General features: G+C 54.1%; 10 protein-coding genes. 7 read left to right on the top strand and 3 right to left on the bottom strand.

The genetic code is table 11. The annotated features are described in order from the left end of the window. Window positions 1-110 precede the first annotated feature (110 nt). A complete protein-coding gene (gene alkA / locus H650_RS05415) occupies window positions 111-959 on the top strand; it encodes a DNA-3-methyladenine glycosylase 2 (protein ID WP_020454322.1) in 849 nt (282 codons plus the stop codon). A gap of 157 nt (window positions 960-1,116) precedes the next feature. Here the strand turns inward: alkA and H650_RS05410 are convergent, their stop codons facing one another. Then, entirely contained in the window at window positions 1,117-4,446 is a 3,330-nt protein-coding gene (locus H650_RS05410; RefSeq protein WP_020454321.1) for a diguanylate cyclase, read from the bottom strand. A 353-nt stretch (window positions 4,447-4,799) separates the two neighbouring features. On the opposite strand from H650_RS05410, the gene udk reads away from it, so the two are divergent. The 3 genes from udk to asmA all read left to right on the top strand — a co-directional run bounded on the left by udk (window position 4,800) and on the right by asmA (window position 7,985). Then, the gene (gene udk, locus H650_RS05405; protein ID WP_017458502.1) at window positions 4,800-5,441 is read left to right on the top strand and encodes a uridine kinase; all 642 of its coding nucleotides are present in this window, start codon (window positions 4,800-4,802) and stop codon (window positions 5,439-5,441) included. Between the two features lie 86 nt (window positions 5,442-5,527). After that, a complete protein-coding gene (gene dcd, locus H650_RS05400) occupies window positions 5,528-6,109 on the top strand; it encodes a dCTP deaminase (RefSeq protein ID WP_017458501.1) in 582 nt (193 codons plus the stop codon). 25 nt (window positions 6,110-6,134) lie between these two features. Next, window positions 6,135-7,985: an outer membrane assembly protein AsmA gene (gene asmA, locus H650_RS05395; RefSeq protein WP_044489414.1), complete on the top strand. Its 1,851-nt coding sequence runs from the start codon at window positions 6,135-6,137 to the stop codon at window positions 7,983-7,985. 46 nt (window positions 7,986-8,031) lie between these two features. On the opposite strand, the gene H650_RS05390 is transcribed toward asmA, so the two are convergent. Further along, complete coding sequence (locus H650_RS05390) at window positions 8,032-8,616, bottom strand: NUDIX hydrolase (protein WP_020454319.1); 585 nt, start codon at window positions 8,614-8,616, stop codon at window positions 8,032-8,034. 83 nt (window positions 8,617-8,699) lie between these two features. Here H650_RS05390 and H650_RS05385 point away from each other — a divergent pair, with 83 nt between their 5' ends. Next, window positions 8,700-9,455 carry a DeoR/GlpR family DNA-binding transcription regulator gene (locus tag H650_RS05385; protein WP_020454318.1) on the top strand — a complete coding sequence of 252 codons (756 nt, stop codon included), beginning with the start codon at window positions 8,700-8,702 and terminating at the stop codon, window positions 9,453-9,455. Window positions 9,456-9,495: 40 nt separating this feature from the next. Here H650_RS05385 and H650_RS05380 read toward each other — a convergent pair whose 3' ends face one another. After that, window positions 9,496-11,079, bottom strand: coding sequence for a TerC family protein (locus H650_RS05380; protein WP_020454317.1), 1,584 nt, complete (start codon window positions 11,077-11,079; stop codon window positions 9,496-9,498). A 693-nt stretch (window positions 11,080-11,772) separates the two neighbouring features. On the opposite strand from H650_RS05380, the gene H650_RS05375 reads away from it, so the two are divergent. Beyond that, a complete protein-coding gene (locus H650_RS05375) occupies window positions 11,773-12,918 on the top strand; it encodes a polysaccharide export protein (protein WP_044489412.1) in 1,146 nt (381 codons plus the stop codon). A gap of 2 nt (window positions 12,919-12,920) precedes the next feature. Further along, window positions 12,921-13,364 carry a low molecular weight protein-tyrosine-phosphatase Wzb gene (wzb, locus tag H650_RS05370; RefSeq protein WP_020454314.1) on the top strand — a complete coding sequence of 148 codons (444 nt, stop codon included), beginning with the start codon at window positions 12,921-12,923 and terminating at the stop codon, window positions 13,362-13,364. Window position 13,365 lies beyond the last annotated feature (1 nt).

The raw sequence follows: 13,365 nt of genomic DNA, 5'->3' as shown, positions 1-13,365 counted from the left end.
GAAGGGGGGCGACTTTAGCCGAATGCGTGGCGGGCGACAACCGGAATATGAAAGCAAGGCGGAAAATCCCCGGTTTGTTATGCTGTTAGCGTCACTATTCAGGAGTTGCTATGTACACACTGCACTGGCGCAAGCCGTATGACTGGGCGTGGATGTTCGATTTTTTACGCGCGCGCGCCGTGGCGGGCGTTGAGGAGATTAGCGCAACGCGTTATGTGCGCACATTCCATTATCACGGGCATCGCGGGTTAATCACCGCCGAGCCTGACGAAGCCACCGCGACGCTGAAGGTCACGCTCAGCGATGGGCTTGTGCCAGTGGCTGAATACTGCCTCGCGCGCCTGCGTGGTTTGTTTGATCTGGATTGTGATGCAGAAATCGTCAACACCGCGCTGGGCTCACTGGGTGCGGCGCGTCCCGGTTTACGTTTGCCGGGCAGCGTGGATCCGTTTGAACAGGCGGTGCGGGCGATTCTGGGGCAACTGGTGAGCGTGGCGATGGCGGCGAAGCTGACCGCAAAAGTGGCGCAGCGCTTCGGTGAACCGCTGGCAGAAGCGCCGGGAATGATCTGCTTTCCCGCGCCGCAGCAACTGGCACAAGCGCAACCGGAAGAACTCAAAGCGCTGGGCATGCCGTTAAAACGCGCGGAGTCGCTCATTTTTCTCGCGCAGACGGTCTGCGACGGTACATTCCCGCTCACTCCACCCGCGGATGTGGAACAAGGGGTGAAAGCGCTGCAAACCTGGCCGGGTATCGGTCGCTGGACTGCGAACTACTTCGCGCTGCGTGGCTGGCAGGCGAAAGATGTGTTCCTGCCGGATGATTACCTGATTAAGCAGCGTTTTGCCGGGATGACACCCGCGCAAATCCGCCGCTACGCGGCGCGCTGGCAGCCGTGGCGCTCATATGCGTTGTTGCATGTCTGGTATACCGATGGCTGGCAGCCGGAAGGGGAATAAGGCTGTTAATTGCGCACAAGAGGAAAATAAGGCGTTATTGTCGCAGCAAGTTTGGAACCGGCCAGCGCGGAAAAACCGGAGCGTACACGTAGTACGTGAGGATTTTGAGCACTGCCCGGTTTCAAAATGGCAAGTAAAATAGCCTTATTACCTCTTGTCAGTTAATGGCGAAATAACTGGTATTCAGCATCAAATCCAGCGGCTGCGCCTGCGAAATAATATCCCCGTAGATCAAATCAATACCGATCCCCGACAGGGTATCCATCATCAGCGGCTGATGAGTCGGCCCGGCGATACTTTTCACGCCCAGTCGCTGCGCGTGACCCTGAATAATGGTCACCATCATCTCGTCCATCAGGTTGCCGTGGACATTGGTGACTAACTCAGGCTCCAGCAACAGGTAGTCGGCCATATGCGGTGTGAGGTGGTTAAACACTTCCAGATCGTGACCGATATGGCTGAAAATAATGCGGCAACCCGCATGGCGCAGGCGTTTGAGATTCTCATTAATGGTGTTGCCTTCACGCATCAGCGCATCGGCATGAATAATCAGATGCAGCAAACGCCCCGGCAGTGGCCCGCTTTCCAGCATTTGCAGTAGTTCCGTCACCAAAGACTGACTTGCCAGCCCAACGACGGACAGGGGCAGGGCGACACCAAGGCCTTTACCCGCGACGGCTGTCGCATGGTTGCGGAAAAATTCATGAAACACCCGTCTGTCGAGTGCGCGGATAAGTTCCGGTTCCGACAACCCTGAGCGGAACGCGTGCTCCTCCATCACCTCCCCTTCGCTGGTCCACAGGCGCAGCGACAGCAGCCAGAAATTGCAGGCCTCCGGCACACGCGGAGAGGCCACGCCGCGTGCAATCATCAGCAAATGGTTGTCTTTGATCATATGCCACTGCTCATCCAGCGACATCAAGCTGCGCTCATGCTGCATCAGCCCTTGCTGCGCTTCGTAGACGGTAACGATGCCGCGGCCATTGTTTTTGGAGGCGTAACAGGCGATATCCGCCTGCGACATAACGTCTGAGGCCTGGTAATTGGTCTCATCAATAATCGTAATCCCTGCGCTGGCACCGATGCGGTGCAAACGGCCTTCCCACATAAACTGGTAATCATTGATGGCTTCAATCATCCGCCCGGAGATATAGCGTGCACTCTCGACATTACAGTCCGGCAGCAGCAGGCCAAACTCATCACCGCCCAGGCGGGCGAGAATATCGGTGGATCGCAGCATGCTGAGCATCAGCGAAGAAATTTCACGCAACAAGGCATCACCGGCGGCATGCCCGGCGGTGTCATTCACGGCCTTAAAGCGGTCGAGATCGATAAACACCAGCGCGTGTCGCTGGTGGAACTCCTGCACTGTCACCAGCAGACGCTTGAGATGATTTTCAAAACTGACGCGGTTCGCCAGATGGGTGAGAGCATCGTGAGAGGCGCTGTAACTGAGCTGGCGCAGCATTTTGCGCGACTCGGTGACATCCTGAATAACCAGCACCGAGCCGATATTTTGCCCGTCCAGCGTGCTTAACGGCGTGACGCTATAGTGGATATCAAAGCTGCCGCCGGTGCGACAGTGCAGCACCACATCCTGCTCAATCGCAGTACGCGACATATCGCCGCTATGAATGTTTTCCATCACCGGACCGTTATCGCCGAAGGTGATACGCAGCACTGTCAACAAAGGCTGACCAATGGCGTGTTCTTGTGGCCAGCCACTCATTTTTTCCGCCACCGGATTCATAAAGGTGACTTTCATATCAACATCGGTACACAGCACCGCTTCGCCGATGGAATCCAGCGTAATGTGCAGTCGCTCTTTTTCCTGGAACAGCGCATCGTTCAGCTGTTTTACCTCGGTCATGTCCATATTGACGCCGAGCAGCCGCTCAACTTCGCCGTTCTTATTGAGTACGCGGTTGGCAAGGGTGCGGATATGGCGAATCCCCTCTTTAACCGGCACTCTGAATTCCAGTTTGAAGGCGACGCGGGCGGCCAGCGCATCGCGGATAACGCGCTCGGTTTCCGGGCGATCTTCCGGCAAAATGCGTTCGTACCACAGATGCCAGGTCGGTTTCATATGCGCGGGGACTTCGTACATCTCAAACATCCGTTTATCCCAGCTAATGATGTCGGGCTCCAGCTCCCATTCCCAGATACCGATACCACCTGCTTCATTTGCAAGGGTAATGCGCTCCATCAGGCGCTTGTTCACCCACTCGGTCTGCTTCAGATCGTTAATATCTTCTATCTGGGCAATGAAATAGAGCGGGGTGCCGTCGGCATGGCGCACGACGGAAACGGCCAGCAGCCCCCAGACCAGATCGCCATTACGCGTGTAATAGCGCTTTTCCAGCGAGTAGGTGGGAATGTCGCCGCGCACCAGTTGGTCAAGCAGCTCGAGGTCTTTGTGTAAATCTTCCGGCCAGGTGAGCTGCTGAAAGTTCATTAAACGCAGTTCATCCTGGCTGTAACCCAGAAACTGGCACAGCGCTTTGTTGGCCTGCAGCCACTGCCCATCGGTGCCGACTAACGCCATACCAATGGCGGAATATTCCATGGCGTTACGAAAACGCTCTTCGCTTTCGGTAATGTGCTTACGCTCGGCGCGAAAGGCGTACATCACCATGGTCATAACGTTAACCGGCAGCAGGATCATCAAAAACGGCAGCCAGGGCGCGTTGGTCATCACGCTGCTTTTCGGCGCGATAATCAGGTTCGGCTCCCGCGCGATGATCAACGACACCATCATGACGGTGATCAAAAAGACCAGAAACGCTTCCATGCGCGGCAGACGAACCGCGCTCCACATCAACAGCACAATGACGGCGGTGAAAGGCCACGGTAAATAGTGCAGCGCCAGCCAGCTGAGCGTCAGCGTAACGGCAAGCGTCGCCAGCGTTTCCAGCAGCAATTGCGGTTTACGATGGCGCAGCAAATAGTGCGGTTTGAATAACAGCCCAAGCGGCACCAGCGCCAGCGCGCCGATGGATTCTGACAACACCCAGACAATAAAGGTCCGCAAAACGTTTTCTGGCGGTACCAGCAAACAGATTAGCGCCCCGCCAACCAGCGGCGGAACCACCGCGCTACCAATAGCAAGGCGGATCCAGTCGCCCAGATTTTGCAGCGGGTTATACCAGGGCAGCAATTTACGCAGCATTACCGCGCCGATGGCCGCTTCGACAACATTCACGGCGGTATAGCGCAGGTCGACAAAAGAGGCGGAAAAAAGCAGCACGGTGGCGGCAACATTCCCCAGCGCGCAGGTGAACGCGATGCCGGGCCACATCTTGCCCGCGTGGCGGTAAAATGCCACAGTCATGATCGCGGTGGGAAACCAGAGCGGGGCAATGATGGTACCAAAGCGGATCAGTTCCAGCGAGAACAGGGTAAAAATAAAAGAGAGTAACCCTAAACTGAGGAGCCGCAGTCCAGGATAGGGTGTGGTAACCAAAACGCGCTGGTGTTGTTTCTTCATTACCGCTTAATCCGCAAGCCCTGTGCCGTCCGGAACAGAGTCCGACGAATGAAATTTGAAATTTGGATTATGCTAGTACAAACAATTTACAATTCCTATGGCGGGCGCTCATAATTTGACATCATAGTGTTATTAATTACTTAGTGGATGAATAAAACGCGTATCGCGCTCCATTTTTGAGCAGTTTGCTTTGCGAAGAATGCGTTTCGCGGGTAAAAATTGGCGACTTTTTATCACACCTGAATCCCGTGTCTATTCGACTGGTATCGTGACGGTGAAATCCCTATAATTGCGGCGTTTGACGCTCTGGCGTCGCCCTTCCTTTACATCCAGGTTATCAGGTCGCTAAATTTATGACTGATCAGTCTCATCAGTGCGTCATTATCGGTATCGCCGGCGCATCCGCTTCAGGTAAAAGCCTTATTGCCAGCACACTTTACCGCGAACTGCGCGAGCAGGTAGGTGATGAACATATTGGCGTTATTCCGGAAGACAGTTACTACAAAGATCAAAGCCATCTGTCGATGGAAGAACGTGTAAAAACCAACTATGACCATCCGAGCGCGATGGATCACAGCCTGTTATTCCAGCATTTAGAATCGCTTAAACGCGGCGAAGCCATTGAATTACCGGTTTATAGCTACGTTGAACATACCCGTACGCAAGAAACTATTCGCATTGAAGCCAAAAAAGTCATCATCCTGGAAGGGATCCTGCTGCTGACCGATTCACGCCTGCGCGATGCGATGAACTTCTCGATTTTCGTCGATACGCCGCTGGATATCTGCCTGATGCGCCGTATCAAACGTGACGTTAACGAGCGTGGTCGTTCAATGGATTCGGTAATGGCGCAATACCAGAAAACCGTGCGTCCAATGTTCCTGCAGTTTATTGAACCCTCCAAACAGTACGCCGATATTATCGTGCCGCGCGGCGGTAAAAACCGCATCGCCATTGATATTCTGAAAGCCAAAATCAGCCAATTCTTTGAGTAATAATGTTAGATTGTCACCGTTCGTATTAATTTGCCCGGCCCCTGAGGCGCGCTCAGGGGTATGTCGCATCAAAAGGAGAATGTGCCATGCGTCTTTGTGACCGAGATATTGAAGCCTGGTTGAACGACGGTCGGCTCGCGATTAATCCGCGCCCGCCGGTTGAGCGTATTAACGGTGCGACGGTTGATGTCCGCCTGGGCAACAAATTCCGCACATTCAGTGGGCACACGGCGGCGTTTATCGATCTCAGTGGCCCGAAACACGAAGTCAGCGCGGCGCTTGATCGGGTGATGAGCGATGAAATTGTGCTGGCAGAAGGCGACGCTTTTTACCTGCACCCTGGCGAACTGGCGCTGGCGGTGACGTATGAATCCGTCACGCTGCCTGCGGATTTGGTCGGCTGGCTGGACGGTCGCTCTTCGCTGGCGCGTCTGGGTTTGATGGTGCATGTTACCGCGCACCGTATCGATCCCGGCTGGTCAGGCTGTATCGTGCTGGAGTTCTATAATTCAGGCAAACTGCCGCTGGCGCTGCGCCCGGGTATGCTGATTGGTGCGTTGAGTTTCGAGCCGCTCTCCGGCCCGGCAGAACGCCCTTATAACCGCCGTGAAGATGCGAAATATCGCGATCAGCAAGGCGCGGTCGCCAGCCGTATTGATAAAGACTGAGTGAAGCAGACCTACTGAGGACGCCATGAGAAGAGTGTTAACCACGCTGATGATTCTGTTGGTCGTGCTGGTAGCCGGCCTTTCGGCGCTGGTGCTACTGGTCAATCCCAACGATTTTCGCGCTTATATGGTGCGTCAGGTTGAAGCCCGTAGCGGTTACCAATTGCAGCTTGATGGCCCGTTGCGCTGGCATGTCTGGCCGCAGCTTAGCATTCTCTCAGGGCGGATGACCTTAACCGCTCCCGGTGCGCAGACGCCGGTGGTCGCCGCCGATAATATGCGCCTTGACGTTAACCTGTGGCCGTTGCTGTCGCACCAGCTGCATGTCAAACAGGTGATGCTGAAAGGCGCGGTTATCCAGTTAACGCCGCAAAGCGCCGCTGCGCCGCAACAAGGCGCCCCCGTGGCACCGCGTGAAAACAATCTGCCGCAGGTGGAAGAGGATCGCGGCTGGTCATGGGACATCGCCAGTCTGCAAGTGGCTGATAGCGTGCTGGTGTTCCAGCACGATGATGATGAACAACTGACGGTGCGCGATATTCGCCTGCAAATGGAGCAGGATTCGTTGCACCAGGCAAAGCTTGATTTCGCCGGGCGGATTAACCGCAATCAACGTGATTTAACCCTCTCTTTCAGCGCGCAAGTGGATGCTCGCGACTATCCGCATAACCTCACCGCAGCCATCGATAACGTGAAATGGCAATTGCAGGGCGGCGATGTCCCGACGCAGGGCATCGAAGGGGAAGGACGCTTACAGGCGCAGTGGCAACGTGCTCAGCAGCGCCTGACGCTCAACGATCTGAGCCTGCGCGCGAACGACACCTCGCTCACCGGTAACGGCAGCGTGACGTTTGGCAACCTGCCGGTGTGGGCGCTCGATTTGCAGTTTGACTCCCTCAATCTTGATAATTTGTTACCGCCGGAGCAGACCGCCGATAACAGCGGCTCGCCGCAGCAGCAAGGGCAGGCGCAAAACCGCCTGCCGCGCCCGGTTATCTCCACCAGCCTGGATATACCGCAGTACGAAGGGTTACGCAGTTTTACCGCACAGATTGGCATTAGCGCGAAAAGCGTGCGCTGGCGCGGTATGCAGTTTGCGGATGTGGTCGGACAATTCAACAATAATGCCGGTTTGCTGTCGATTCCTACCCTGCAAGGCAAAATGGGCAACGGGCAGATCTCGTTACCTGGCGAGCTGGATGTGCGCGGTGAGGGATCGCTCGCGACCTTCCAGCCAAAACTGGATAACGTGGAAATCGGCACCATCCTGAAAGCCTTTAATTACCCGATTGCCCTGACCGGCAGCCTGAGCATGGCGGGCGATTTTTCCGGGCCGCGTATCGACGCCGAGAATTTCCGCCGCCACTGGCAGGGCGAGGCGCATGTTGATTTGAAAAACAGCCGTATGGAAGGGCTCAACTTCCAGCAACTGGTGCAACAGGCCGTGGCGCGCAGCAGCGATGTGCAGTCGCAGGAAAACTACGATAACGCCACGCGCCTTGATAGCTTCACCAGCGATGTATCGCTGGATAAAGGTCAGATGAAATTCAGTGATATGCAGGGTAGTTCAGCGCTGCTTTCTTTGACCGGCGAAGGCGAGATGGATCTGGTGAAAGAGCAGGCGGATACGCGCTTTGAAGTGCGCGTGATGGAAGGCTGGAAAGGGGAGAGCGAGCTTATCGATTTCCTGAAAAATACCCCAGTTCCACTGCGCGTATACGGTAAATGGCAGACGCTCAACTACAGCCTGCAAGTGGATCAACTGCTGCGTAAACATCTGCAGGATGAAGCGAAACGCCGGTTAAATGACTGGGCGGATCGCAATAAAGAGCGCCAGAGCGGCAAAGATGTGAAAAAACTGCTTGAGAAGATGTAAGCGAGCCAGCGTGCCGGGTGGACACTGCGCCACCCGGCAACGCAATTTACAAAATGCCTTCCAGCGCCAGGTGCTGTAACAACATAATGGTTTTGCCGTCGGCAATCTCTCCGCTGCGGATAGCCGCCAGTGCGGCGCTAAAATCCATCTCCACCACTTCGATATCCTCGCCTTCATCTGCTAAACCGCCGCCATTGCTGATGCGCCGGCTGTCATCATATTCGGCGATAAAAAAGTGCAATTTTTCGCTGACTGAACCGGGGCTCATCCACGCTTCAAACACTTTTTGCACCTGCTCAAGGCGGTAACCGGTCTCCTCTTCTGCTTCCTGTTTTATGCGCTCTTCTGCGGCAAGCTCATCCAGTAAGCCGGCTGCCGCTTCCAGTAAAAAGCCGCTGTGCTGGTTAACGAATAGCGGCAAGCGAAACTGCCGGGTGAGGATCACGCTGCGTTTGCTCAGGTTATACAGCAGGATCACCGCGCCATTGCCGCGATCGTAAACTTCGCGGCTCTGGCGCTGCCATTCGCCGTCTCTGCGACGAAAGTCAAAGGTGTACTTCGTCAGTTTGCCCCAGTCTTCGGATAAGGGTTTGGTCGCAATAATGCGTATTTGTGCATTTTCAGATGGCATATTCGCTCCTCAGGACGTAAGATCGCATCTTAACGTGCACTTTCGTGCATTAACAAGATATTTCGTGCAATCAGGAGCACCTCATGTTGACCTCACAACGCAAACAACTGATCCTTGCCCGCCTCGCTGAAGAGGGACAGGTGCTGTCAAAAAATCTCAGTGAGCAGTTCGGCATATCAGAAGATACGGTGCGCCGCGATTTACGCGAACTGGCGGCGGAAGGGCGCTTGCAGCGGGTGCACGGCGGTGCGTTACCGGCATCGGCGGCGGTGGTCACCTTTTCCGAGCGACAAACATTGCAATCGGATGCCAAGCGGCGGATCGCGCAGAAAGGGGCAGAGCTGGTATCCCCCGGGCAGGTGGTGATGATCGATGGCGGCACCACTACCAGTGAGTTAATCCGTTTTTTCCCGGAAGACTTGCGCATTACGGTTGTCACCCACAGCCCGAGTATCGCTGTCGGGCTGGCACAACATCCGTTGATTAACGTGGTGATGATTGGCGGCCAGCTTTATAAACACTCTATCGTTAATGTCGGCGCGGCGGCGCTGGAGGGGATTGCTCGCGTGCGCACCGATCTCTTTTTTATGGGGGTGACCGGCGTGCATGTTGAAGCGGGTTTAAGCACCGGTGATTTCGAAGAGTCGCGTATCAAGCATGCCATGGCGCGAAGGGCGGCGGAGACGGTGGTGCTGGCCTCTCCGGAAAAATTAAACACCGCTTCACCGTGGGTGATCGGTGATATCGGACTTATCAATACGCTGGTGGTCGATGCGCAAACCGATGAGCACACACTGGAGCCGTTTGCCCAGCGTGGTATTGCGATTGTCAAAGCGTAGGAAAGCAGGCGGGAATGGCCGGGGCGAACCCCGGCATGTTTTACACTTCGTAATCGAGATTATTGTCGCTGCCAAGCGGAATAAGCTGCACTTTTTGTACCCGGTGGCTTTCGACATCCAGCGTTTTTAGCAGGTAATCACCCACCTGAACCTCTTCTCCTGGCTGCGGAATGCGTTGCAGATACTCCATTAGCAGCCCGGCAATGGTGTGATACTCGCGTTTATCGTCGAGCGGCAGCGGTACATACTGCACCAGATCTTCCAGCGGCATATGGCCGTTCGCCGTCCAGCTACCGTCACTGTTTTTCTGAATATCGTGGCGCGCGTCAATCTCTTCGACTTCGTTGGGCAAATTGCCAGCGATGGTTTCCATCACATCGCTTAGAGTGACCACCCCTTCAACGGAGCCAAACTCATCCACCACAAACGCAAAATGAGTACGGGCATTACGGAACTGTTCCAGCGCCTGCAACAACGGCAATCCTTCCGGGAACACCAGCGGTTGTCGTACCAGCACACGCAGATCGAGCGGTTCGCCGTGTAACGATTGCTGGAGCAGATCGAGGATATGCACCACGCCCAGCAGGGTATCATCCTCTTCGCCACCGGTAACCACCACGCGCGTATGCTGGTTTTTATCCAGCAGGGCACGGACTTCAGCTTCCGGCGCGCTCAGATCGATATGTTCAATATCGTGACGCGACGTCATGATGCTGCTCACCGTGCGCTGATTAAGATTCAGCACGCGCTCAATCATCCGCCGCTCTTGCGGGTTGAAAATCTGGCCATCGTCGCCGTCGCGCAACATCGAGGCGGTATCGGCATCCAGCTCTGCATCTTCTTTACGCCCGCTCAGCAAGCGCATGACCGTTTCGGTGGTGCGCTGTCGCAGCGTTCGGTTGGCGAACAGAAAACGGCGGCGGTTGAAAATTGCCAACTGGTTCAGCGCTTCAATCATGACCGAGAAGCCAATGGCGGCGTACAGGTAACCTTTCGGAATATGGAAACCAAAGCCGTCGGCCACCAGGCTGAAACCGATCATCAGCAGGAAGCTGAGACACAGAATAACAATCGTAGGATGGTTATTGACGAAGCGGGTGAGGGTTTTACTCGCCAGCAGCATCAGCGAAATGGCGATAACCACCGCCGCCATCATCACGGCCAGGTGATCAACCATCCCCACGGCGGTGATCACGGAATCCAGTGAGAAAACCGCGTCCAGCACAACAATCTGCGTCACCACGGCCCAGAATTTCGCGCCGCGCCGCTGCGTGGGGTTGTCGCTGTCTTTCCCTTCGAGGCGCTCGTTGAGTTCAACCGTTGCTTTAAATAACAGGAATAGCCCGCCCACTAACATGATTAAATCGCGGGCGCTGAAACTGAGGCCGCGTACGGTAAATAAAGGTTGGGTCAGCGTGACCAGCCAGGAAATTGAGGCCAGCAGCAGCAGACGCATCAGCATGGCGAGTATCAGACCGGTGACGCGCGCGCGGTCACGCTGTGCTGGCGGCAATTTCTCGGCGAGAATTGCAATAAAAACCAGGTTATCAATACCGAGCACCAGTTCAATCACTACCAATGTGACCAGACCAGCCCAGATTGACGGATCGGCAATCCATTCCATCGTTAACGTAACACCTTATGTGATATGACAATTGTCACAATGCGATCATGGATAAAGCTGAGATAAATTGCAATGTCAGCCTGCGATTTATCTTATTTTAGGAGGTTATTTAAAACGCTTTAAATGTTATTCCCTTATTGTTTCTGGGATTAACTATCACTATTTAAATATGGAAAATAAGAAAAGTCGCATGGGTAATACCATGTCAGTTTTTTGTCAATATGCGGTAAATCCTAAAAAGCTAAAATTTTGGTCTTAATATTATTCTTAAAAAGATGTTTATCTCTGAATGTCGCCTTGCCTGCTATTCGCTTAGCTGCAACAATTCCTCCAGCATCGTTCAAATATACCAGCGTCTTTATTTTCAGCATTGTTAATCAGTGCGAAAGCCGGTACCTGCCGTATTTTATCTGGTTGGCAAATAGCGCCACCAGAAAGAGGATGTAATGGATGACTATCAATGACTTAGCGTCAATCAGTGAATTGGTAACTGAAAGCCAGGGGCGGTAGCGTGCCTGCGGGTATGTCAATCAGCCTGGATTATTCTGTAATCGCATGTGGTTGAATAAACGCTTTTTAGGACTGATGCCAGTTATATTTCTCAAGAATTAACTGCATTCTGAATCTGTGTACAGCTTGAGCGCTTATTTAAATCGCACAGGATAATTACTCTGCCAAAGTGATAATTAATCAATGATGAAATCTAAAACGAAATTGATGCCATTATTGGTGTCCATTAGCTTGATGAGTGGCTGCACCGTCTTCCCCGGGAGCAATATGTCTACGATGGGAAAGGATGTGATTAAACAGCAGGATGCTGATTTTGATATAGACCGTATGGTGAATGTCTATCCATTAACCCCACGTCTGATTGAACAATTGCGCCCGCGCAACAATGTTGCTCAACCGAATATGTCACTGGATCAGGAGATTTCCGCCTACCAGTACCGCGTTGGCCCAGGGGATGTGCTGAACGTAACCGTGTGGGATCACCCGGAACTTACCACGCCAGCCGGTCAGTATCGTAGTTCGAGCGATGCCGGTAACTGGGTACAACCCGATGGCACCATGTTCTATCCGTATGTCGGCAAGATCCACGTTGCCGGTAAGACGCTGAATGAGATCCGTAGTGATATTACCAGCCGTTTAGCGACCTATATTGCTGACCCGCAGGTGGACGTTAATATCGCCGCGTTCCGCTCGCAAAAAGCCTATATCTCCGGCCAGGTGGCAAAATCTGGTCAGCAGGCGATCACCAACGTACCGCTTACCGTTCTTGACGCGATCAATGCCGCAGGTGGTCTGACCGACAGCGCAGACTGGCGCAACGTCGTGCTGACACACCAGGGCCAGGAGCAGCGCATTTCACTGCAGGCGCTGATGCAAAACGGCGATCTAAGCCAGAACCGTTTGCTCTACCCCGGCGACATTCTGTTTGTTCCGCGTAATGACGATCTGAAAGTGTTCGTGATGGGCGAAGTGAAAAAACAGAGCACGCTCAAAATGGACTTCAGCGGCATGACGCTGACCGAAGCGCTCGGCCAGGCCGAAGGTATCGATCTGACCACCTCCAACGCCAGCGGCATTTTTGTTATTCGTCCGCTCAAAGGCAACGAAAGTGGCCGTGGCAACAAGATCGCCAACATCTACCAGCTCGATATGTCGGATGCCACATCGCTGGTTATGGCAACGAACTTCCGTCTCCAGCCGTATGACGTGGTGTATGTCACGACTGCACCGGTTGCGCGTTGGAACCGTCTTATCAACCAGTTGCTGCCGACAATCAGTGGCGTTCGCTACATGACCAACACGGCCAACGACATCCAAAATCTGCAATGACTATGTTCAACAAAATTCTGGTGGTATGCGTGGGGAACATTTGCCGTTCCCCGACGGCAGAACGGCTGCTGAAAAAATACCAGCCCGCTTTAACGGTGGCGTCAGCCGGGCTGGGAGCGCTGGTTGGACGTAGCGCGGACGCCAACGCCGTGAGTGTGGCGGCGGATCATCAACTCTCTCTGGAAGGGCACTGCGCACGACAAATTACCGGAAAAATGTGCCGCGAATACGACCTGATTCTGGTGATGGAAAAACGTCATATTGCCCGCCTGTGCGAGATTGCCCCGGAAATGCGTGGAAAGGTCATGTTATTTGGCCACTGGGATAACGAGCGGGAGATCCCCGACCCGTATCGCAAAAGTCGTGAAGCTTTTGAAGCTATTTACACCTTACTTGACCAGTCTGCCCGCCATTGGGCGCAGGCATTGCAAGCTCAGCAGGGATAAT

It is taken from the genome of Enterobacter sp. R4-368, assembly GCF_000410515.1.
Classification (GTDB): domain Bacteria; phylum Pseudomonadota; class Gammaproteobacteria; order Enterobacterales; family Enterobacteriaceae; genus Kosakonia.
This window is presented reverse-complemented; position numbering and strand designations above follow the sequence as displayed.